At 40.9% G+C, this 23189-nt stretch carries 23 protein-coding genes and 1 tRNA gene; 11 read left to right on the top strand and 13 right to left on the bottom strand.

Annotated features, from left to right (window positions below):
- The first annotated feature begins 159 nt into the window (after positions 1-159).
- Positions 160-756 (top strand): guanylate kinase, encoded by a 597-nt coding sequence (gmk, locus tag H6G75_RS24110; RefSeq protein ID WP_190982470.1) that lies wholly within the window; start codon positions 160-162, stop codon positions 754-756.
- A gap of 263 nt (positions 757-1019) precedes the next feature.
- Here the strand turns inward: gmk and H6G75_RS24105 are convergent, their stop codons facing one another.
- The 3 genes from H6G75_RS24105 to H6G75_RS24095 are packed head-to-tail and all read right to left on the bottom strand — an operon-like array spanning position 1020 to position 2278.
- Entirely contained in the window at positions 1020-1538 is a 519-nt protein-coding gene (locus tag H6G75_RS24105) for a photosystem I reaction center protein subunit XI (protein ID WP_190982469.1), read from the bottom strand.
- Between the two features lie 57 nt (positions 1539-1595).
- A complete protein-coding gene (gene psaJ / locus H6G75_RS24100) occupies positions 1596-1745 on the bottom strand; it encodes a photosystem I reaction center subunit IX (RefSeq protein ID WP_062296705.1) in 150 nt (49 codons plus the stop codon).
- Between the two features lie 38 nt (positions 1746-1783).
- Positions 1784-2278: a Photosystem I reaction center subunit III gene (locus H6G75_RS24095; RefSeq protein ID WP_190982468.1), complete on the bottom strand. Its 495-nt coding sequence runs from the start codon at positions 2276-2278 to the stop codon at positions 1784-1786.
- Between the two features lie 176 nt (positions 2279-2454).
- Between H6G75_RS24095 and tsaD the strand changes: the two genes are divergently transcribed.
- On the top strand, positions 2455-3498 hold the full coding sequence (gene tsaD / locus H6G75_RS24090) for a tRNA (adenosine(37)-N6)-threonylcarbamoyltransferase complex transferase subunit TsaD (RefSeq protein WP_190982467.1): 1044 nt from the start codon (positions 2455-2457) through the stop codon (positions 3496-3498).
- A 68-nt stretch (positions 3499-3566) separates the two neighbouring features.
- Here the strand turns inward: tsaD and H6G75_RS24085 are convergent, their stop codons facing one another.
- Complete coding sequence (locus H6G75_RS24085) at positions 3567-4478, bottom strand: alpha/beta fold hydrolase (protein WP_190982466.1); 912 nt, start codon at positions 4476-4478, stop codon at positions 3567-3569.
- Positions 4479-4772: 294 nt separating this feature from the next.
- The gene (locus tag H6G75_RS24080; protein ID WP_062296711.1) at positions 4773-5492 is read right to left on the bottom strand and encodes a hypothetical protein; all 720 of its coding nucleotides are present in this window, start codon (positions 5490-5492) and stop codon (positions 4773-4775) included.
- A gap of 351 nt (positions 5493-5843) precedes the next feature.
- Between H6G75_RS24080 and H6G75_RS24075 the strand changes: the two genes are divergently transcribed.
- From H6G75_RS24075 to H6G75_RS24050, 6 genes are all read left to right on the top strand, one after another.
- Positions 5844-6386 (top strand): GNAT family N-acetyltransferase, encoded by a 543-nt coding sequence (locus H6G75_RS24075; protein WP_190982465.1) that lies wholly within the window; start codon positions 5844-5846, stop codon positions 6384-6386.
- Between the two features lie 295 nt (positions 6387-6681).
- Positions 6682-6755 (top strand) — tRNA-Pro (locus tag H6G75_RS24070).
- Between the two features lie 664 nt (positions 6756-7419).
- Positions 7420-8235, top strand: a complete 816-nt coding sequence (locus tag H6G75_RS24065; RefSeq protein ID WP_190982464.1) for a Tic22 family protein — start codon at positions 7420-7422, stop codon at positions 8233-8235.
- 3 nt (positions 8236-8238) lie between these two features.
- Positions 8239-9162, top strand: a complete 924-nt coding sequence (gene prmC, locus H6G75_RS24060; protein WP_190982463.1) for a peptide chain release factor N(5)-glutamine methyltransferase — start codon at positions 8239-8241, stop codon at positions 9160-9162.
- A 115-nt stretch (positions 9163-9277) separates the two neighbouring features.
- Positions 9278-9865: an L-threonylcarbamoyladenylate synthase gene (locus H6G75_RS24055; RefSeq protein ID WP_190982462.1), complete on the top strand. Its 588-nt coding sequence runs from the start codon at positions 9278-9280 to the stop codon at positions 9863-9865.
- 23 nt (positions 9866-9888) lie between these two features.
- Entirely contained in the window at positions 9889-10788 is a 900-nt protein-coding gene (locus H6G75_RS24050; RefSeq protein WP_190982461.1) for a sensor histidine kinase KdpD, read from the top strand.
- Between the two features lie 150 nt (positions 10789-10938).
- On the opposite strand, the gene H6G75_RS24045 is transcribed toward H6G75_RS24050, so the two are convergent.
- The 5 genes from H6G75_RS24045 to H6G75_RS24025 all read right to left on the bottom strand — a co-directional run bounded on the left by H6G75_RS24045 (position 10939) and on the right by H6G75_RS24025 (position 15624).
- Positions 10939-11400: a GNAT family N-acetyltransferase gene (locus H6G75_RS24045; protein WP_190982460.1), complete on the bottom strand. Its 462-nt coding sequence runs from the start codon at positions 11398-11400 to the stop codon at positions 10939-10941.
- A gap of 122 nt (positions 11401-11522) precedes the next feature.
- Positions 11523-11915 carry a hypothetical protein gene (locus H6G75_RS24040; RefSeq protein ID WP_190982459.1) on the bottom strand — a complete coding sequence of 131 codons (393 nt, stop codon included), beginning with the start codon at positions 11913-11915 and terminating at the stop codon, positions 11523-11525.
- Between the two features lie 162 nt (positions 11916-12077).
- Complete coding sequence (gene secF / locus H6G75_RS24035; protein ID WP_190982458.1) at positions 12078-13064, bottom strand: protein translocase subunit SecF; 987 nt, start codon at positions 13062-13064, stop codon at positions 12078-12080.
- Positions 13061-14482, bottom strand: a complete 1422-nt coding sequence (gene secD, locus H6G75_RS24030) for a protein translocase subunit SecD (protein WP_190982457.1) — start codon at positions 14480-14482, stop codon at positions 13061-13063. The genes secF and secD overlap by 4 nt, the downstream gene beginning before the upstream one ends.
- Before the next feature lie 158 nt (positions 14483-14640).
- A complete protein-coding gene (locus H6G75_RS24025; RefSeq protein ID WP_190595010.1) occupies positions 14641-15624 on the bottom strand; it encodes an alpha-ketoacid dehydrogenase subunit beta in 984 nt (327 codons plus the stop codon).
- A 202-nt stretch (positions 15625-15826) separates the two neighbouring features.
- Between H6G75_RS24025 and H6G75_RS24020 the strand changes: the two genes are divergently transcribed.
- A complete protein-coding gene (locus H6G75_RS24020) occupies positions 15827-16519 on the top strand; it encodes a hypothetical protein (RefSeq protein WP_190982456.1) in 693 nt (230 codons plus the stop codon).
- A gap of 98 nt (positions 16520-16617) precedes the next feature.
- On the opposite strand, the gene H6G75_RS24015 is transcribed toward H6G75_RS24020, so the two are convergent.
- Together H6G75_RS24015 and H6G75_RS24010 are read right to left on the bottom strand one after the other, a co-directional pair.
- Positions 16618-16908 carry a DNA-binding transcriptional regulator gene (locus H6G75_RS24015; protein ID WP_190982455.1) on the bottom strand — a complete coding sequence of 97 codons (291 nt, stop codon included), beginning with the start codon at positions 16906-16908 and terminating at the stop codon, positions 16618-16620.
- 169 nt (positions 16909-17077) lie between these two features.
- Complete coding sequence (locus tag H6G75_RS24010) at positions 17078-18004, bottom strand: hypothetical protein (RefSeq protein ID WP_190982454.1); 927 nt, start codon at positions 18002-18004, stop codon at positions 17078-17080.
- Between the two features lie 184 nt (positions 18005-18188).
- Between H6G75_RS24010 and H6G75_RS24005 the strand changes: the two genes are divergently transcribed.
- Positions 18189-19097, top strand: coding sequence for a metallophosphoesterase (locus H6G75_RS24005; protein WP_190982453.1), 909 nt, complete (start codon positions 18189-18191; stop codon positions 19095-19097).
- 492 nt (positions 19098-19589) lie between these two features.
- On the opposite strand, the gene H6G75_RS24000 is transcribed toward H6G75_RS24005, so the two are convergent.
- Positions 19590-19997: a HetP family heterocyst commitment protein gene (locus H6G75_RS24000; RefSeq protein WP_190982452.1), complete on the bottom strand. Its 408-nt coding sequence runs from the start codon at positions 19995-19997 to the stop codon at positions 19590-19592.
- Positions 19998-20634: 637 nt separating this feature from the next.
- Here H6G75_RS24000 and H6G75_RS23995 point away from each other — a divergent pair.
- Positions 20635-23046: a sucrose synthase gene (locus tag H6G75_RS23995; protein ID WP_190982451.1), complete on the top strand. Its 2412-nt coding sequence runs from the start codon at positions 20635-20637 to the stop codon at positions 23044-23046.
- Positions 23047-23189: the final 143 nt, after the last annotated feature.

The following is a 23189-nucleotide window of genomic DNA, read 5'->3' as shown; positions in this document are numbered from 1 at the left end:
TAGTTGACAAAGGACTATTTTATTTGCACCATATCGGCAGTACCATGTGAATTAGACTGGTTTTCTGTCACCAGTGCTACAAATTCGTTAGTCGAGGTCAGCCTGACAACGAACCCAATTCAAAAATCATGATTGTTGATTAATTCACAGGTTGAACGGATGATGCAAGTTTTACCCATCCAGATTAGTGCTACTACCACAGAATGCCAGCCTACAGGCAAGTTAATTGTTTTAACTGGCCCTAGTGGAGTTGGCAAAGGCACCTTAATGCGATCGCTGTTGCAGCGTCATCCGCAACTGTATTATTCTGTATCCGTGACAACTCGTTCTCCTCGCCCTGGAGAAATTGATGGCAAAAATTATTACTTTATTAACCGTAGTAAGTTTGAACAACTGGTTGCTCAAGGTGAATTTTTAGAGTGGGCGGAATTTGCGGGGAATTATTACGGTACTCCGCGAGAAACTGTAGTCAATCAAATTCAGTCTGGTAAGTTAGTAGTGCTGGAAATTGAATTAGAAGGGGCAAGACAAATTCGCGCTTCCTTTCCTAATGCTCTCAGCATTTTCATTTTGCCGCCTTCTTTTGATGAATTAGAAAAACGGATACGTGGCCGTGGACAAGACTCTGAAGAATCAATTTCCCGTCGCCTAGTCCGCGCCAAGGCAGAAGTTGCAGCTGCTGATGAATTTGATATTCAAATTGTCAATGACGATTTTGAAACCGCCCTTGCAGCGGTTGAAGCAGCGATATTTTAATAAGCACAACCAAGCATTTTTAACACCAAATAATTAAGGACACATAGAATTATGTGTCCTTAAAATTTTTTGATAAATAACCATTTTTTTGATAATGTGACTTCTAAAACAACTAGCCTCTAGACCCTACACTCTCATCCCTCATATGTTGGCAAGTGGTAATCAGTAATTAGAAAGTTATGATCTCAAGTTATTTAATTTAATTAACAACTTGATGATGAAAAACTTTAACTAATCACTAATTACCAATTACCAAAAACCAATTAGCCGATTAAGCCTTGAATGAGTGCAATATTGCTAGTTAAGAAGTAAGCAACTACTGCACCACCAATGCCACCGATTAAGAAAGCACTAGCAAAGTTATTCCAGCCTTCTTTAGATAGGAAAGCATCTGGGGCTGAAGCGCCAGTTACACTGTTCAGGGCTTTAGGGGGATTGCTATTGGCATATAAAGACAAGCCACCTGTCAGAAAAATTACTAGGGCGATCGCACCTAATAAGCCTGCTAGGTTAGCGTTTTCTGCACTACGCAGTGGGCCATATTTAGCGAAGGGGCCAAATATCCAGTAGCCATGTGCCATACCAACTTCTAGCCCACGTCTGAAAGGAGTTAAACCTGGACGATAAGCTGGCAGATTATTGATGAACCACTTGATTGCGGGAGAAGAATTCACAGGGGTTTCGAGATTACCCAACTGAGGATCACCGCCTGCGGGAAACACGACTTCTCTGTTTCTCACATCGCTGGGTGAATTTTTAGATGCGTCTACTGCTTGCGCCATAATTCGATGTTCGCCTCTCAATTACACATGCAACAGTTTAAAATCCCAATGCTTTGGTTATGGCAGTGGGTGGAACAGTAGGTCGGGGAAAAAGCGGTTAAACTCAATCAAAATGCCTGCTGTAATTGTCAGCCAGATTGTAGCTGCCACTGGTGCTGTGGAAATAAATTTAATCAAATAGGATGATTGATCGCCTTTTTCAGCCATGTATTTAATCTCCAAAAAATGAATCAGTTAAGCAAAACCTAACGAGGAGAAACGGGGATCTCAGAATCTTTAGCAGTTAATTCGCCAGAAAGGAATTCTTTCAAAGCTGCTGCTGGCCAAGCAAAACCTGTGGCAATTATGGGTAGTGCCAAAGCCAAATCGATTTGGATTTCTTTTTGTTCGGTGTCAGATTCTTTTCTCACTGCGATTAGGTAAGCACGGCCTACCCAACCAATCCAGCCAGCAATATAGAGAAATAGAATGCTGGGAATCAAAAAGTCACCAGCGCGGTCTAGACGGCCATCAACAATCAAGTGAGGATAGCCTTCAGGGCCACAGAGTGCTTGAGAGTAACGCTCAAATCTCTTTTGACCAGATTGGGGATCGGCAGTTGTATTTCGGGCGTTTTTAGCTAGTGCTTGAAATGCGGGGTTGTCTTGGCAGGGTGTAAGATTAGCCCCTAGAGCTTTCGCTGGGGGAGCAAAATTGAACCAAAGACAAATCGCTAAAATCAAAGCAAACAATCGTCGCATGGAGTTGTTTCCTTTTATTACAAAAGAAAAAGTTTTTTGTACAAAACGAAGCGGCTTGTACATTCTTTATTTGGCTAACTAGCAAGTCATCATACTCTTGCCTGGGAACCGAGTAAAGTTTAAGTAAATAAAAGTTAAAGCTTCTCAAACAAATCGTTATTTTGTAGAACCCTCAGATGGCAACCGTTTTAGCAATCGAAACCAGTTGTGATGAAACTGCCGTCGCAATTGTTAACAATCGTCAAGTTCGCAGTAGTATTATCGCCTCCCAAATTCCAGTTCATCAGCAATATGGTGGAGTTGTCCCAGAGGTGGCATCACGCCAGCATTTAGAGACGATCAACGAAGCGATCGCCCAAGCTCTGGAACAGGCACAATTAGACTGGTCAAAAATCGATGGCATCGCTGCCACTTGCGCCCCTGGTTTAGTGGGAGCGTTATTGGTGGGGTTAACTGCTGCCAAAACTTTAGCGATCGTACACAATAAACCATTTTTGGGAGTCCATCACCTCGAAGGCCACATTTTTGCGACTTACTTGAGTGAGCCAACTTTAGATCCCCCTTTTCTTAGCTTACTGGTTTCAGGCGGACATACAAGCTTGATTTATGTTAAAGACTGTGGTAGCTACGAAACCCTGGGTGAAACCCGTGATGATGCGGCAGGGGAAGCCTTTGATAAGGTAGCACGCTTGTTAAATCTAGGTTATCCAGGAGGCCCTGTAATTGACAAGTTAGCACAGCAGGGTGATCCCCAAGCTTTTGCCTTACCAGAGGGCAAAGTTTCCCTACCGGGTGGCGGTTTTCATCGCTATGATGGCAGTTTTAGCGGCTTAAAGACAGCAGTACTCAGGCTAGTGCAGCAATTTGACAAAAATGGTGGGACAGTGCCTGTGGCAGACGTAGCCGCCAGTTTTCAGGCAACAGTAGCCAAGGCACTCACCAAAAGAGCGATCGCTTGCGCCCTGGACTATAGACTTAATACCATTGCTGTCGGTGGTGGAGTAGCAGCAAATAGCGGCTTGAGACAGCACTTGCAAGCCGCCGCCAGTCAACATAACCTGCGTGTTTTATTCCCACCCTTGAAATTTTGTACCGATAACGCCGCTATGATTGCCTGCGCCGCGTCTGACCACTTATCTCGCGGTCATATTTCACCCTTGACTTTGGGTGTGGAATCGCGGTTATCTCTGGGTCAGGTGATGAAGTTGTATGACAGGTGAGAGGTGAGAGGTGATAGGTTACAGGGTTGATGGTCATTTGTTCTTTATCCAAAACTCTTGACCATTGACTACTGACTACTGACAATTGCCCGAATATGGCTGGCAACGGCATCTGGTTGTTCTAACATAGCTAAATGCCCACAATTAGGAATTTCAATCACATTGTCACCACAGTATTGAAAAAGCCGATGAAAGCTGGCTAAATGGCGAACATATTTGGGTTCCATGACCTTATCATCGGCACCAGCCAAAAAATATACAGGCTGTTTTAATTGTGAGACCAACTGGGGTAAGCGATTTACTTCTTCTTCGGTTGTGGAATCTAATAAAGCTCCCAAAGCCGCTTCGGGGTCAGCAACCACAAAATCTATCACCCGTTGACGCGCCCAATAACGGTCTAAAGGGCGGGCTACACTGGCTCTAGTAAATAGCAAATCAATCAAAGGTAATTGGGATAGCCAGCGCGGACGAACTTGTAAAAATCGCTGACCTGCTGAACGAAATTGTTCAAAAGCTTCCTTGAGATAAATCCCACCACCAGCGTTGATACAGATTACACCTTGAACCAGATCAGGTAGTAAAGCAGCTGCCCAAAGTGCGATCGTCCCGCCCAACGAATGCCCAATTAACCAAGCACTGGTAATATTTAGCTCTTTTAATAAAGCTGCTAAATCTTGAGCGTAAGCAGTTGGTGTATACAGAGAATCAAATTGGGAATTAGAACTATCCAGTAATTGGGATGTCAAACCAACACTACTTTGTAAACGATTTACATCAGTTTCTGCGCTGGATTGGGACTCCCCAAAACCGCGTAAATCATAAGATAAACACTGTAAATCTACGGACAGACGGGAAATCACAGGTTGCCAGTACCCACGACTATTTAGCCAACCGTGGATGAATACCAAAGTATGGGGGCAAGCAGTGGGAGCCGTTAACTCGTATGCGTGTGGAACGCCTAAGATTTCTATGGTTGCCATATTTATATCGTACCCCCAAGGATGGGTACGACTAAATACAGAGTAGAAAATGTATGCAGGGGCTAGGGATTAGAGACTAGGGCAATTGTTATGTAAAACACTTGCCTGATTTAAGACGTTAAATTACAGAAATAATTCATAACCAGTCATGAAAAACAATTTCCCCACTTTTGTACAGGTGATTTGACGAGGAATTTTGCCCACCTAGAGATTCATTTCCCCATAAAAAATCTCGTCTCTAGCCCCTAGCCTCTAGTCTCTAAACTCTAATTTTAAGAACTTCACACTTGGTCACTATTTCCCCAACAACCGCTGTCGCACTCCCTCCGCAATTTTGTGTCCGAGATATTCAGGAATCAAGCTTTCATTTGGCCCCAACAAATAAAGAATCAGCCGGGTGCGTCCTCGCCAAACCAATAAATTCGCGTTAACCACTAGCAAATCTTCTTGCCAGATAGCGTACATAACTTTGTAAAACAATCCTGGTTGGTTATCTGCTTCAATTACCAAAGCTGGCAGATGAAATACTGGATCGACATAAAACTCAGTTTGTACTTGTTCTAAGCCAGCATCTAAATTAAATTCTACTGCCAGCATTTCTTCTACTTCAAAGCGGCCTCCTAAAGCCTCTCGAATTGCCCGACAGACATTTTCTGCGGTTTTTTCTGTCAAAGCTTTGCTACCGCGAGAGACTAAAAGTTTGATGAAAACTAACATTGGTGGTCGAATTTGACCATACAGACTAAGACCGTGGATAGTCAAGCCATAAGCTGCCAGAACACCAAAAATATCACTGAGGAGAAAGGACTGGTTACGGTAAGCAAAGTGTAAAGCACTTTTGCTACCTTCCGGCTTCAACTCGATAACGGCACGTCTGGTTTTATAAAGACGGTAAGCTAACCGGAGATTTTGCAGTTGAATTTCACTGCTGACAAATTGCTCATAAAACTGGGGAAACGCTCGATTAAAGCGTTTTAGGAGTTCCAGTGTCGAAGATTTTAAACCAGAAGCCATTTTTGGGGTAAGACTCGCTTGCTGTTTTCACCTGGGGGCTGCGGACTGGGGACTGGGTGCTAGTAAACATTATTCCCAACACCAGTACTTAATATCCAATATTCATATATACACATTGATTCTCAAAACTTTGCCTTTTGGGGAATTTCTCCTAGCCTTTACAACAAAATGCTAAAGTTGAAGATGATTGGTACAAAACACGCGATTAAAAGCTGTTGCCCTTGCTGATCCCAACAACATCTGAAAACAATCAGGGTGTAGGATAGAAGATGGCATTGGCTGGATAAAACGTGTATCATCTCTTTAAAAGAGTGGTAGCCAATTCAGTTATACTACCCGAACCACGTTGGCATGGGTTTTTGGAAAACTTGGTTTAGTACTCCTGAATCTGTAACGGCAAATAGAGCAACTTCCTTTGAAGAACATACAGGAGAAAATGGCAACTCTAGTGTTAATGGTGATGCGGCGCGAAATGCGGAACGCATTGTTTTCAGCACAGAGAGAGACATTGACTTGTATGAGTTAGAAGAACTGTGTGATGCAGTTGGTTGGTCACGTCGTCCTTTGCGAAAAGTAAAAAAAGCCATAGAGCATAGTTTTCTCGTTGCCTCAATGTGGCAAGTACGAGGAAACCAACGTCGGCTTATTGGTTTTGCTCGCGCTACCTCAGATCATGCTTTTAATGCCACGATTTGGGATGTAGTAGTTCATCCAGACTTTCAAGGGAAAGGGCTGGGTAAAGCTTTAATGAAATACGTACTCAAAAAACTCAGAAGTGAAGAAATCAGTAATGTCACTCTCTTTGCTGATCCCCATGTAGTTGATTTCTATAGGGGTATGGGTTTTATGGCAGACCCTGAAGGCATTAAGGGAATGTTTTGGTATCCTCACTAAAATATTGTGACTAGAGGCTAGGAGCAGAAGAATTTTAAGATTTTGGATTGCCGTTAGCACAGCTTTAGCAAGTCAGCGAGCGTCTTTTAGATTGAAATATGCTCCTAATCTAAAATCCAATTAGCATTTTTTCAGAATGCCTGAATATATGCTTTTGACCATAAATTTAGAGAAATTGTTGGCAAATATATGTTAGGCTTGCTATACTAGTAAAGGTTGTATGTTAAGTTGATTTTTTGGTAATACTTAAAGAAGTTACAAAAAAGCAAAATCATTAATAATCAACCAAAATATCCGGGATGTAGCGCAGCTTGGTAGCGCGCCTGCTTTGGGAGCAGGATGCCGCAGGTTCAAATCCTGTCATCCCGATTCAAATACAATGTTTTGCGAAGTATCCTATCTGTTAATTATTTATAGATAGGATATTTCTTTATATTTTTAAGTTGCGATTAGAATTTACTATCGTTGAAATTGAAAATCTATCGAGAATGAAACTGGTGTACTAAGTTTGACAATTACCTTGTAGATACTACAGAAAAGAGTAATTTGATTTTTTCGGGTTGTGTCAAAGTTTGAGAAACTATATATCGAATAATTGAATCAGGCTGAATGAGGTCTAGGTCTTGATTTAAGGAGTTATCAAGACAATCAATAACTGGAACGAATTATTTTGCGATCGCGTCACTAGTTTTTGAGAAAGACAATAAAATGGCATTAATCATCTCAACGGTCAGCAAAAGTTTTCATTTTTTGAGAGCAGTCTATAATAGGCATCTATAATTCTTGTGCAGGAATCAGGCAAAGCCAAATAACAAAATCAGGTTGCAGCACAATTGACTGCGACAAAAATAGCGTAGGAGTTCTCAAGAATTTAGAAATCTCCCATTTTGCGAGTTGATTGTGACCATTTAACAGCCATTATGGCGTTTTTACATCTCCAATGGATTGCTATATAACTAAAACAAGTTAGTGCTGTGCAAATCCAACCAATTAGTCTGACTTTAATTAAAAACCATTGACGCGAGGAGTAGTCATGAAAGCATTAGTTCGCTGGGGCGCAACATTGGGTTTAATCGGGAGTACTCTGTTAGGCTCAGTTTTTGTCGGTAATGTCCCAGTGCTGGCATTGTCAGAACAACAAATCAAAGAAAAACTAGACTCAGTACCAGTGTATCTAATTACCAATGATAAAGGATTACCGTTGAGTCGTCCTTTACCAGAAAATCAAGATGGTAAAAAACTAGGTGGTTCAGTCACTGGTGTTTATCTCAGCCGTCAAGAGGCTCAGGCTTTTATTAATCAACTGCGGACTACCAACGCTAACGATCCCAAAATGGCAGAAATTGTCAAGAGTCTCCAGGTGACAGCTGTACCGTTGGGAATTATTTATCAGCAGTTGCAACAAACTAAAAACCAACCTAACCGTTTAGTATTTGCTTTTAAACCAGTAGATCAGGATGTCAAAGGCGCATTGGAATTACTCAACCAAAGCGGTCAGAAAGTAGATCAGTTTCGGAGTGTGCCGATTTTTGCAGTTCGCTTTGCACCTGATCAAGGTTATGTACCCATTAAATTGACAAACGACAAAGAACAAGTCGTACCGTTGTTTGTGAGTAAGCAAGATGCTCAAGGTTTGTTAAACCAAGTCAAACCAAAATATCCCAAGGCGGATATTCAGGTTATAGACATAGATGGCGTAATCAAGACTTTACAAGATAAGAACGAGGATTGGCTCAAGCAAGTGGTGTTAGTGCCTTCTCAAGAATCCAGAGAGTATATTCGGACTTTACCAAAAAATTCTGGCAATAGCGGGAATAATAATTCCCAACCTGCAAAGCCAAAACGTTAAAGTATGGCAGATCAACAGCCACAGGTAGTTTCTGGGCTACAACTTTGGCAGTGGCGTAACCAAGCAATTCAAGCTGCGATCGCTGCTGCTGTACCCCCATTAGAAGTTGATTGGCTGCTGCAAGAAATTGCTGGTTTAGACCGTTTGTCCCTGCGTTTAGAATCTTTTAAAGATTGGGTGGAAGTCCCCATTACAATCTCTTTAAGAGATTTAGAACAACTTTGGCAGAAACGATTGCGCGATCGCTTACCAGTGCAGTACATCGCGGGTGTAACACCTTGGCGAAATTTTAAACTGGCGGTGTCGAGTGCGGTGTTAATTCCTCGACCAGAGACAGAGTGCATCATTGATTTAGCAGTAGCGGCGATCGCTCAAAATCAGGTTGCCCAGTCATTAGATCAAGGGCATTGGGTAGACTTGGGGACTGGGAGTGGTGCGATCGCTATTGGGTTGGCGGATGGGTTGCCAAACGCTACTATTCATGCTGTTGATTACAGCAACGCCGCCTTAGAAATTGCCCAAACCAACGCCAAAAATCTAGGATTTGCCGACAGGATTCATTTTTATCAAGGTTCTTGGTGGGAACCATTAACCACTCTCAAAGGCCAAATCAGTGGAATGGTTTCTAATCCGCCATATATCCCGACTGAAACTGTGGCTACCCTAGAACCAGAAGTCAAGCAGCATGAACCACATTTGGCATTAGATGGCGGTGCGGATGGCTTAGATGATATTCGTCATTTAATTGAAGTCTCACCCAGTTATTTGCGGCCTGGTGGCGTGTGGCTGATTGAAATGATGGCGGGACAAGCGGGTGCAGTGCGAGAACTTCTGCAAAATCAAGGTAGCTATAGCGATATTCAAATCCACTCTGATTTAGAAGGCGTTGAACGTTTTGCTTTAGCGTATGTAGGGAACAGAGGATAGGTGACAGATAGGGGTGAAAGGTTTTGGATATATACATCCCTACACCTTGACAGGAGTTATGAGTGAAAATACAAAAATTACGTGTTTTCATTCATAACTTCTGACATTGGTAAATATGGCTCAAGTTGCTCTAAAAGATTTGATAGCAGGCGCACAGGCTGGCCGTTTAGTGAGTTTTCCGACTGATACTGTACCAGCACTGGCGACTTTGCCAGAAAAAGCTGCCTTAATTTTTGCCGCCAAGCAGCGCAGTCAGGATAAACCTTTGATTTTGATGGGTGCTAAGGCTGAGGATTTATGGCCTTATGTCAAGGGTGGCGAACATGAATATGAAATTTGGCAACAAGTAGTAAGTAAATATTGGCCGGGGGCGTTAACTTTAGTATTGCCAGCGAGCGATCGCTTGCCTAAAGAAATGAACCCAACTGACCCGACTACGGTTGGTATTCGAGTCCCAAATAATGCGATCGCCCGTTCTATTTTGGCAAAAACAGGCCCTTTAGCAACAACCAGTGCCAACTTTTCTGGACAGCCACCTTTACAAACGATGGCAGAAATTACGAGGCAATTTCCTGATGCGTTAACCTTAGAGACGAAAGGACTTATTGAGGAAATTTCTGGGGTTGGTGTACCTTCTACTGTTGCTAAGTGGACAGAAGAAAACTGGCAAATTTTGCGTCAAGGAAGCATCACACTGGATTAATCAGAATAATAATTGCCATATTTATGAACTGGAGCAACTGGGCATATCTCGGAGTCGGAATCATCTTAGGAATCGGTTTTCGTTGGTTATTTGCCAAGTCAGCAAACACTAGTCCTAACATATCGCCAGTAATATCAGAAGAAAAAGAAACTGTGTCACAACTGCGGCAAGAAATCAAACAAACGCAGTTGGCTTATCAAATGGCGCAGGAGATGAGTCAATTTAAAGCGGGTTTTTTAGCACGTACTACCCATGAATTGCGATCGCCACTCAATAGTGTGATTAGCTTGCATCAATTAATTTTGTCAGACTTATGTGAAAATCCCGAAGAAGAACGAGAATTTATCGCCCAAGCTCACGAAAAGGCTCTGAAATTGCTGCATTTGATGGATGAAATTCTCAGCGTTTCTCGAACCGAATACGGTACAAATAAATTAGATATTCAGCCCCGATGTTTAGACACAGTTTTTCAAGAAGTTAAAGACTTAACTTATATGCTGGCGGCGAATCGGAATTTTTTGTTGCAGATGTCACCCATAGATCCAGAAGTTCATGTGTTGGCAGATCATCGCTGGTTACGCCAAATTTTAGTTAATTTAGTAGACACTGCAATTACCCAAATGCAAGAAGGTAGTATTTGGGTTTCCGCCACAGTTTCAGATAATACTAATATGGCTCATATCTATTTAGATATTCCCGCCCATGCTTTACCTGAAAGTGAGCCGATAGATTTCATGAAACATAATAATGAGCCTTCTCAAACTAAAGATGAGAAGGTCAATCTTTCTCCGGGAATGAAATTATTACTCAATCAAATATTATTAGACGTTATGGGAGCAAAACTAGAAATGCTCCCCCATTTAACAAGTCCAGAATCAACTGATTCACTAACTAGGGTACAAATTACCATTCCTGTAGCTTGAGAAAGTGCTGAGTGCTGAGTGCTAAGTAAAAAGCCTCTAGTACAGATCGGTGGAAATAAAGATCCCATTTCAAGTTAGTGAAAAGCTTGTGTTATAAGCTTTTTGACTTTTGACTTGTGCCTTTTGCCTTGTTGTACTAGCCTCTAACCCCTATTCCTGAAACTGTAGTTCTGCTGCGGAAAGGGAATTTAGCTGTTTGGATTGGTTGTGTAGCACCATAGTTGTGCTGCTATTAGTTGTAAAACCCATTTTTGTATAGAATCCTTGCTGGTGAGTAGTCATTAAATATACTCGCTCTACCCCATTCATGCGGGGATGGTTCAAAACGGTTGTGATTAATTTGCTACCTAGCCCAGCACCTTGGTAGTCTGGGTGAATGACTACATCCCAGATTGTGGCGCGATAGATACCATCAGAAGTTGCTCTAGCAAAACCAACGAGTTTTGTATCATCCCATAAAGAAATTACTGGCTCGCTATTGGTAACAGCGATGTTTAAATCCTCAATACTACGTCCTTTTGCCCAAAAAGCTGCAATATTAAATAATTCTTGGAGTTGGTAAAGGTCGATGTCAGAATGGCGATCGCTAAATTTAATCTGAGGATGGTTCATGTGTAGCAACTCAATTGCACCAATAAGTATGTTTGCTTTTATTTAGTCATATTGTGCAGAAAATTTTTCCATAGGCATAGCGAAATGCAACTATATACAAATTTATTTAACTCTTCTCAGATTTACTGACAAATGAACTTCCATAGAGGATGACTAGGCCCTTGCTGGCGGATGCGACAAACTTGTTTTTCTAGGCGTTCTTTTTCTAGCTGTGGTAGTCCCATTAAAATATTACGGCTTTGCCAAACTAAAACAGAAACAGTCATGGCAATACAAAAACTTAAACCCAGGGTAGACAGGGGATGAGAGATGAGTCCATATCGCACTGCTACCCAGGTAAAGTATTGTTGCCATAGGGCAATTTCTGAGCGTAAATTCCACAGACTCACAGGTGCAATCAACAGCCATAAAAATGCCACAAACAACCATCTGCCATACACTGTCAGCTGATGTAGTTTCTGAACTTGTTTAGCAAAAGATGGGTCATTAATTGATGGTTGTTCTGATTGATCCATAGCAGGAAAAGGTCACGCGGACGTGGATGCAAATAGTGTTAGCAATTTTTGATTTTAAATGCGAGATTTTGGGTAGTTTTTGAATTTGAGTCTTAGTTTGAGAAATGTGGAAGCAGTATAAACAACATTTCAGCAAGTTAATCGAAAATCCCCAATAATTGATTAACTATCTGCTGATGCGTCAAATGCTTCGCTGTTGGTAACTGGATTGGGTTTCTCGGTACGTTCTCGCCACAAAGCTAGGAGAGTACTAGCAATAAAAATACTGGAGTAAGCCCCGGCGATGAAACCAATAATTAAAGCTAAGGCAAAGTTTTTTAGGGTTTCTCCCCCAAACAGAAAGATGGCAAATAAGGTCAATAAGGTAGTTAAGGTGGTGTTAATTGACCTACTTAGGGTTTGATTGACGGCATCATCAACAATTTCGGCAATTGGGCGGTTAGGATTGGTTTTGAGGGTTTCACGAATGCGATCGTAAATTACCACTGTGTCGTTGACTGAAAATCCAGTAATTGTCAGCAAAGCAACGATGAAAAGGCTATCTACTTCTGTTCCCAAAACCAGACCTAAAATTGAGAAGATGCCTACTGTGATCAACACATCGTGAAACAAAGCAATGATCGCAAAGACGGCATAATCTAACTGAAATCGGAAAGCTAGGTAGACGATAATCCCCGCAAAGGACACCACCAAAGCAATTATCCCAGAGGTAAATAATTCTCTTCCCAAGGTTGGCCCAACTGTGTCAATTTGGTTTTTCTGCTCGTCAAAAGCACCAACTTTGGCGCTTAAAGCATTTTGCAACTGGGTACGCTGATCGCGATTTAAATTTTTTGTCCGAATTAGTATACCGTTTTCTTTTTTGGTTTCTTGATCGGCAACAATTTGGATACTACTATCACCTAGCCCTTGTTCTTTGGCGACTTCCCGAACAACGTTGATATCAAGTGGCTGTTCACAGTTTTTCGGTTGACTGCAATCTCGTTCAAACTGTAGTCTCGTACCGCCGATAAAATCTAAACTTGGACGTAGAGGCGCACGAATATTTGGGTTTTGCCAAGAAATCACCATTGAGATGATACCAGCAAGGATCACTGCACAAGAGATAATCCACCAAAGCGATCGCGATTTGTTAATACTCAGTTTCATTGCGCTACCTCAGTCTTATTAGATGCTCCTGATGCTGACAGGTTCGGACAGTAAAATTCTGGTTTTCGCAGTGCAGGAATCGAAATTGCTAAAAACATAAAGGTACGACTACAGGTAATTGCAGTAAACATACTCACTGCTACGCCCAAAGCCAAGGTGAGCGCAAAGCCTTTCACCAAACCAGCACCTAGCCAGAATAACGCTGCACAAGCAATCACTGTTGTGACGTTGCCGTCTAAGATACTCGAAAAAGCGCGGTAAAAGCCAGATTCCACAGAGCGATACAATGACTTACCTGCTTGTAGTTCTTCTCTGGTGCGCTCAAAAATTAGCACGTTAGCATCCACCGCCATACCAATACTCAGAATAAAACCAGCAATACCTGGCAATGTCAGAGTTACACCTAACAAGGCAAAGCAAGCCCAAGTCAGAATAGCGTAGATAATCAGCGCAATATTCGCAATTAATCCTGGTAGTCTATAGTACAAAATCATAAATATTAATACTAAAAGCAGACCACCACTGCCAGCATAGATACTGCTGACAATACTGTCCTTACCCAAGGTTGCGCCAACGGTACGAATTTCAGCAATTTCCACTGGTACAGGTAACGCACCACCACGCAGTTGCACACCTAAATCATTGGCTTGTTGGGCTGTAAAGCGGCCTGTAATAACGGCTGCACCACCAGTAATCCCGGTAGCCGCAAATTCTGGCCCGACTACAGGGGCGCTGATCAGTTCGTTATCTAAGAAAATGCCAATACTACGGCCTGTACCTGCTAAATTTTTGGTAATTTCAGCAAATAATTCACCACCCTTCTGCTCAAAGCGAATCGCAACATTCCAATTATTTTGTTGAGTCGGTTCACCGTAGGCATCTTGCAGGTATTTACCATTGAGTGGAGGATCGGTGCTTTCAAATAATTCCAGGATAGCTTGATTATTTTTTTGTAATTCTTCTTGATTTTTGTTAATTGCGGCTTTATCTGTGCTGTTGCGTAATTCTTGCTGCTTGGCTTTCAGTTCTACTCGTGAAGATTGAAAGGCAAAAAGTTGGGTTTCAGTTCCAGGTTTTTGTTTACGAAATTCTAATTGTGCTGTACCGCCTAGCACTCTTTCTGCTTGTTCGGGATCATTCACCCCTGGTAACTGGACAAGAATTTTATCTGCACCTACGGTTTGGATGACTGGTTCGGAAACACCAAGGCCGTTAATTCTTCCTTCTACGACTTTTTGAACGCCTGCTAATTCGCGTTCGGTGATTTCTTTCATCCCTGGTGCGGGTTTGACTTGAATTGTAAGCTGGGAACCGCCGCGTAAATCCAACCCCAGAGGTATCGGAATTGTGGCAATTACTGCGATCGCAGCGATTACCAAAACTAATATCAAAGCTAATAGTGACTGCTGTCTTTGCATACCATAACTCGCAACTGACAAACGCTATAATAGCGTTCTTTGATGGAGTTACGGAAAGTGTGAAGTATGAACTATGAAAGCTGTAGACGCTTCGCGTCTTGCTGTCAGCCATGTTGAAATTCAAATTTCAGACTTCACACTTCACACTTCAGAATTGTTTACACACGCATTGCGACCATTTTCTGTACAGCTTCGACGATTTGCTCTGGCTGAACGATGGTGAGCCGCTCTAGAGCGCCGTTGTAAGGTGTAGGAATATCTTGGGAAGATAGACGCAGTACTGGTGCATCTAATTCATCAAAGAGGCGATCGTTAATGGAAGCAGTTAGTTCTGCACCGATACCGCCAGTCCGCATACACTCTTCCACGACAATGACGCGGTGGGTTTTGCGTATAGATGCTCCAATGGTATCAAAATCTAGAGGTTTGAGTGATATTAAATCAATGACTTCGGGGTCGTAACCTTGTTTTTCTAAAGCTTTTACGGCTTGCACCACATGATGACGCATCCGGGAGTAAGTCAGAATTGTGACATCTTTGCCTTGACGCACTACCTCTGCTTTATCTAAGGGCAGGAGGTATTCTTCTTCTGGTAAATTTTCTTTTAAGTTATACAAAAGTACGTGTTCAAAGAACAGTACAGGATTATCGTCGCGGATGGCGGATTTTAGTAAACCTTTGGCGTTGTAGGGTGTGGAACAAGCCACAATTTTTAACCCTGGTACGGCTTGAAAGTAAGCTTCGAGGCGTTGGGAGTGTTCTGCGCCTAATTGTCTACCGACACCACCGGGGCCGCGAATTACCATTGGAATTTTAAAGTTACCGCCGGAAGTATAGCGCAGCATCCCGGCGTTATTGGAGATTTGGTTGAAGGCGAGGAGCAGAAAGCCCATGTTCATACCTTCAATAATCGGTCGCAACCCAGTCATGGCCGCCCCGACTGCTATACCAGTAAAGCTATTTTCGGCGATGGGAGTGTCTAAAACCCTCAAGTCACCATACTTTTTGTACAAGTCTTTGGTGACTTTATAGGAACCGCCATAGTGTCCTACGTCTTCACCCAGAACAAATACACTGGAATCACGCGCCATTTCTTCATCAATGGCTTCCCGCAGAGCGTTGAAAAATAATGTTTCTGCCATTTAAACCTTTAGTTACGACGGTTGTTTTAGAATCTTATCGCGCTGCCGTAGCAAATACGGTGAGCGATCGCACTAGTTGGAGATGAGTTTTTGAAATATTAGTAAATCTACTGAATTCAATACTCAATAATGTTTATTTAGTATATACATAACTTGTCACAATTACGGTTGTATCTTGCTGTTATTCAGCATCATCCAGAAAATGAGTAGATTTCGATTTCCGAATTTTTTGACTACTATTCGAGCAATAATTATTGTACTTTGTGGTTTGATGACTTTCTCGATATTAGGCTATGCAGCTTATCGAATTTATCAAGAATTATTTCGAGAACGTCATGTTGGTGACATAGTTAATCTAGAAACTGATTCTGATATTCAAGTGCAATTTAACTTGAGTTCATTTGAAGTGATTAAAGGTACACCGTACCTGATGGCAACGATCAGTTCCCAACAAAATTATCGTCAGTCTTACTATGAAAAAGAAGCTGCCGGCATTCGGAATTTTTTATTTTTTAATACCAGTGATCAATCAGCTTGGAAGTTAATTCCCAATAATAACTCGTTGTTTGTACGCTATCAAACATTAGGCTTATCAACACCTCCTGAAAATGTTATCAAAAAGGTGCAAGGAATTTGGTATGAAGTGGTAACGGCTGACAGCGATGGTGACAAACGTTTGACAGCAAGCGATCGCAAAACAATTGCTGTTTCTGATTTTGCTGGCAAAAATTATACTGAAGTTATCCGCCAAGTAGACCAAGTATTAGGAACCTATCAACCAAATGAATCCACTTTATTAGTTTTTTACACCTCAGATGCAAAAAATTTCGTGACTGAAATCAATATTTTAACGCGAAAAGAGGTGGTAACAAAACCATTACCACCGTTAGAGTAAGAATTCAGTAATCAGGTGTCAGAATTCAGAAGCAATCAGGAGTCTGCTAGGTATAAGTTGATGACTACTGGATTCTGTATTCTGAATTCTTCCAGAATTTAACCACAAACAGTTGCATCTGGGACTTGCGCTACTGAATTGTCAGGAAAACGCTTTGGTCTACCGGGTTTACGTTTATGGCGTTGATTGATGGATTTTTCACTGGCGGAGGCTAATTCTTCTGGTGTACAGCCAAATAGACGTATAGCCTCTAGATATTTTTTGGGTGTCATTGTGGGTTCCGTGCGCCCAGCTTCCCAGTTACGTACACTGGTTTCACTAATTGCAAGCCTGAAGGCCACCTCTGCACGGCTAAGTCCAGCACGTTCTCTCAGGACTTGCATATCCATAGTTTCATGCTCCCCTTAAGAATAATTTTGAATTTATTTATTAAATCGATTGGCGTTTAAGCCAATTGCAAAGAATTTATTAACTATCTTATTTTATAAGCGATCGCCGATCCTCTAGCAAACGAGGTATAACATTCATAATATAAAGAGTTTAAATATACAATGAATGTCAGCTAGGAATTGAAATAGTAGAATTTGCGGTGCGGCGTTTAAAAATAATCATCTCGTTACCGACAATGGGGTTACGCGCGACTAATTTATCTTGAGAATCGAAAATTTCTAAATGACTAAAATTGAGTTCTTGAGAACGCTGTAATATTTCTGATGCCAGTTTGTTTTGTTGAGATTCTTTAAGAGAATACCAATCATCATTGATTTTAATAATGAGATTGCTAGTACGAAAATTCGCTTGAATTGACTGTATCAGACCAGAGGTAAAGCGATCGCTAATTTCTGCTACTTGATTTTCAATCGCTGCAATCAAAATTTGTTCTGGGGTTAATTCTACGGCGGGTGTTGGTTCTGGTATTGGTGTAGGTGTAACTTCCGGTTCCGGTGTAGGTGTAACTTCTGCTTCTGGTGTAGGTGTGGGTGTAGGAATAACTTCGGCTTCCGGTTTCGCTGTTGGCGTGACTTCTGCTTCTGGTACAGGCGTAACTTCTACTGGTTGCTGAGGTTCTGATGTTGTAGACTCTGGCGGAACAATTGGCGTTGGCGTAGGTACAGGAACTTCTTCAACAGGCGGAATGGTAGCAATTTCTGTCGATTTACTCGAAAAAAAGCTAGAAGTTGTCCCAATCACCAAAACTAAAGTAATTCCAGCAATAATTCCTGTCAAAGTCGTGTCTGACAACTTCCTAGAGAAACTTACTGGTAATAAAAAGCGAATTTTTGCTAATAACCCACTCCAGACTAACTGAAACTGCTGCCAAGTTGGATTGGTTGTAGATGACTCAGCCTCTAATTTCACCACGGCTGTTTCTAAAACCCCAATTGTCCCTCGCAACACTCCGATAATAGCCGCCTTCCAAATTGGCGGTTTTCTAGAATAAGGTTCTTGGGGAGAAGGTTGTGAATTTCGGTTGTCTCGTGACATGGAACTTTCACCAAAAGCAGCGAATCAAAGACAAACAATATATAGCAGGTGATAGGTTACAGGTGATAGGTTACAGGCTGGAAAATACTGATGGAGTTCCTACTCAGCACTCAGTACTTAAAACTTTGCTATATAACAATATTGATGCCTGAATAGAGCATTCATACTTCATACTTTATAGATTATGAAACTGAAACGCCGTCAATTTTTATCTTTAAGTGGCTTGGGAGCAGTTGGTACAGGAATTCTTAGTTGGACTTTAGCTCATCACAATAGTTCTTCTGATGATTTTGCCGCCATAGCAGCTAAACCCACTAAAAAAGACTTACTATTGCGTTTTGTGTCTGTGGCAGACACCGGAACTGGTGCCAAAGGACAATATGCTGTAGCTGAAGCAATGAATTTCTATCACAAGCAAAACCCATATAATTTAGTGGTTTTAGCTGGCGATAATATTTATAACAATGGCGAAATCGAAAAAATAAATGCAGTTTTTGAACGTCCTTATCAACCTTTACTCAAAAAAGGTGTTAAGTTTTACGCTTGTTTAGGTAATCACGATATTCGGACAGCTAACGGTGAACCGCAACTTAAATACCCCGGCTTTAATATGCAGGGAAAACGTTACTACACATTTCGCCGGAATCAAGTGCAGTTTTTTGCGTTAGATACTAACAGCAATGCTGATTGGAAAAAACAACTACCTTGGTTAGAACAAGAATTAAGCCGCAGTGATGCACCTTGGAAAGTTGTATTTGGTCATCATCCAGTTTACGCTTCTGGTGTTTATGGTAATAATCCAGGGTTTATTAAAGTTTTTACACCTCTGTTTCAAAAATATGGTGTGCAACTTTATATTAATGGCCATGAACATCACTATGAACGAACAAAATCTATCAATGGCACAACTTATTTAATTACTGGTGGTGGTGCGGGAACTCGCCCTGTTGGTCGTTCTGAATGGACTGAGTATTCTGCTTCTAGCTTGAGTTTTGCGGCTTATGAAGTGTATGCCGATAGAATAGAAGTTAAGGCTATTGGTACTGATAAACGTGTTTTTGATCAGGGTGTTATTCCGATTAAAAGTGCTTAGTTAAGTTAGGAAAATTTGCGCCCAGAGGAGCCAGTGCGTCGGGCGGCTCTGCCAACTAGAAGCAACTAGCGTAGCGCAAAGACGTGAAGATATCAAACTAAAGGTGGGTATTACCCACCAAATTATTTATTGCAAAATTTTTCTATAGGACTCATATTTGATTTCTGAAAAAACTCAGTGTACTCCTAAATCCCTTTTTTACTGTTCCCTGTTCCCTGTTCCCTGTTCCCTCCCTACGCAAACATGTTCATTAATCAAATCGGATTCCTATATTATAGCTATGTGTGATTTAACAAGGTAATAATTTAGCATAATCTTCTTATACCAATTTAATTTAAAGTTGCACATATTTTGATCCCCCTAAATCCCCCTTAAAAAGAGGGACTTTGATATATGTTTTTCCGGTTCCCTCCTTTTGAAGGGGATGCTAAGGGGATCTGATTCTATGCAGCTTCATAAAAAATTGGTATTACCTGTTATTTTTTAAGATGATTAGTTCTGTATATCTTCGTCTTTTGATGAATAAAGGTTAGACATATTTGATTTTAAATATAGTACATTCATTCCTTGGATATTTCTTGGTTTGATTTCAGATTGATCCAAGGAATTTGATTGATTTAAATTATGCGTTTTCACTGGGATGTCCGTCTTCTCACTTGAAGGACTAATATTATTATCTGAATTTAATTTTGCTGCCATATATTGGCTCTGTTCTTTTATTAGACGGCTGTAAGTTCTTTGAGGCATAAAATGAAGTGGATTATAGCCGACAAAACGCAAAATTAATACACAAGCCCAAGAATATCTACCATCACTAATAGCTTCAATTACTTGATCTAATTGTTCAGGGGTAATCAAACTATGACAGTTGTTTTGAGAAGAAGGTACTTGGTAGTTCATGGCTAACCCTGTAGTGGTGCTTAACTTCCTAAAAATCTAGATTCTATATCAGATTTTTGCCTAATGAATAGTTACCTGATACACAGAATACTATTTAAGTCGCGGTAAATTTAGCCAAATTGGCACTTTTTTAGTGAAAGCCCTAAATACTTAGGGTAAGCAGGTCGGTGGAATTAAAGATAACTAGTGAGGGCTGTCATTTGTGATTTGTCGTTGGTCATTTGTAAGTTTTTCCAGGCTATTTATGCTTCGTAATGTAGTTGGGTTTATTTCCACCGACTTACTTAATAATACAGAGACTATGAGCTATGGCAGTTCTATTTGATATGTGAACAATAGAGATAAGAAGGTATTGATTTGAGCATTAAACTTTCTTAATTAATTGAGAAATTAATTACATATATCTTTTGGATGAATTTTTGGAAATTTTGGGAGCGATCGCCTGCTTTTCTCCTAAGTTAATGGCTGAGAAATTAGGTTTGTATAATTCATACCAGAGCTAGAAGGCAGAAGTAAGGTGCGGCTTTAGCATAAAAGAGGTAATAACGGTAATGTACCTCTAACAGCCTATAGAGAAAATTACTACTGTTGAGGAGAAAAAATGAGGTTGTGACCTATTGAAGTGGCGGAATTAGTTATGAATGAACTGCTGCAAGCTGTGTTGAACAGTGATGAAAAAGCTGTTTTACTGCAATTGATATCTTCATTAACTGTATCAGGTAAACAATACTTTCTGAGGAATGAAATTCTGCAAATATTTGCAGAATATTGTCATACTTCCCAAAAGCCTGCTTATTTTTACTACTCTTCTTCTGTTGGCAAACTTATTCACTACACCCATGAAATAGTTTTGTCAGAAGATAATATTTGGTTTGTGGTACGTCCTAAAATTGCTAACCAAGAAGTCTGGCGGTTGAGTGCTGACTTGAGTCAGTGGGAGTTGATGTCACCCCAGGCGTTTTTAGATGTGTGCGATCGCTTGGTGAATCGCTACCAACCCCATATCCTGGAAATTGACCTTGCACCATTTTACGCAGATTCTCCTTCTATTGATGACCCCAGAAATATTGGTCAAGGTTTAGCCTTTCTCAATCATTACCTGTGTAATCAATTGTTGAATGACCCGCAACATTGGTTAGAGGTAGTGTTTCAAGCATTGCGGCGCGTGCAGTGTGATGGTAAACGTTTGTTAATTGGCGATCGCATTCGTTCTGGTAATCAATTCGCTAAACAAATCAAGGAAGCAATCAAGTTTCTTAGTGACAAACCAGCTGACGAACCCTACGAAAAATTTTATTTTCACCTCCAAGACCTTGGTTTAGCACCAGGATGGGGAAATACAGCAGCACGAGTCCGTGAAACTCTGTCATTACTTGATAGGTTACTTGATTCCCCTCAACCTCCCCTATTAGAAGCATTTGTGGCGAGGGTTCCGGCTGTGTTTCGCGTCGTCTTGATTTCCATTCACGGCTGGGTGGGACAACAAGATGTCATAGGACGCGATGAAACCTTGGGTCAAGTCGCTTATGTTCTGGAACAAGCACGCAGTTTAGAAAACAAACTCCGCCAAGAAATCACACTCGCGGGACTGGATGTCTTAGGTATTCAACCCCATATCATCATTCTGACTCGACTTATTCCCAACTGTGAAGGAACATCCTGTGGACTGCGCCTAGAAAAAGTCGAAGATACAGAAAATGCTTGGATTTTGCGTGTTCCCTTTGCTGAATTTAATCCAGATATCACTAATAATTGGATTTCTAAATTTGAGATTTGGCCTTACTTAGAAAGCTTTACTAATGATGCAGAAAAAGAACTCCTGACTTTGTTTAAAGGTCGTCCTAATTTAATTATTGGTAATTATAGTGATGGTAATTTAGTCGCCTCGCTGCTATCTAGTCGGTTCAAAGTTACTCAATGTAATATTGCCCATTCTTTAGAAAAGCCTAAATATCTATTTAGTAATTTATATTGGGATAAATTAGAAGACCAATATCATTTCTCTGCTCAATTCACTGCTGATTTAATCAGTATGAATGCGGCGGATTTTATTATTACTTCTTCCTATCAAGAAATTGTCGGTACACCTGATGGGATGGGACAGTATGAATCTTATAAATTTTTCACGATGCCGCACCTATATCATGTAGTGGATGGGATTGATTTATTCAGCCCAAAATTTAACTTAGTACCGCCAGGAGTTAATCAAAAAATCTTCTTTCCCTATACCCAAAAAACAGACCGTGATTTTCATCAAAGCCAACAAGTTGCAGAGTTAATATTTCATCGCCAAGATTCGCAAATTATAGGCATTTTAGATGAACCTAATAAACGACCTATATTTGCTGTAGCTCCAATATCATCGATTAAAAATCTGACTGGCTTGGCAGAATGCTTTGGTCAAAGTCAAGAATTACAAAAGCGATGTAATTTAATTTTATTAACAAGTAAATTACAGCCCTCAGATGCTCATAATGCCGAAGAAGCGAAAGAAATTCAAAGACTACATGACATTATTGATGAGTATCATCTCCATAATCATATTCGTTGGTTGGGAATGCGTATGACTGGTGGAGATATTGGTGAAGCGTACCGGGTGATTGCCGATCGCCAAGGAATTTATGTACATTTTGCGCGGTTTGAATCTTTTGGCAGAAGCATTTTAGAAGCGATGATTTCGGGATTGCCAACTTTTGCAACTCAGTTTGGAGGTGCTTTAGAAATTATCGAAAATCGAGAAGATGGATTTATTATTAATCCGACTGATTTAGAAGGTACAGCCGATAAAATTTTATCCTTCCTTGATGAGTGTGAAAATCATCCGCACCATTGGCAAGAAGTTTCGGAATGGATGAGTCAGCGAATTATTAATAAATATAATTGGTCATCCCATACCAACCAATTATTATTACTGGCGAAAATGTTTAGTTTCTGGAATTTTGTCGCACCGGAAAATAATGAGGCACGCGATCGCTATATGGAAAGTTTATTTCATCTCATATTTAAACCAAGAGCAGAGAAGATTTTAGAACAACATTTACGTAAATAAAAAATAATATTTTTAACGAACCGCCAAGAACGCCAAGGACGCAAAGGTAAGAAAGAAGAAAAAGATATAGAAATTTTACAAATGTTTTAGGACTGCTATATAGCCCCTAGCCTCTAACCCCTAGCCTCTCACCCCTAACCCCC

Origin of the sequence: Nostoc sp. FACHB-280 (assembly GCF_014697615.1) — a bacterium.
In the GTDB taxonomy this organism is placed as follows: Bacteria; Cyanobacteriota; Cyanobacteriia; order Cyanobacteriales; family Nostocaceae; genus Nostoc_B.
Note: the sequence above shows the minus strand (reverse complement) of the source record. Positions and strands in the feature narration are given on the sequence as shown.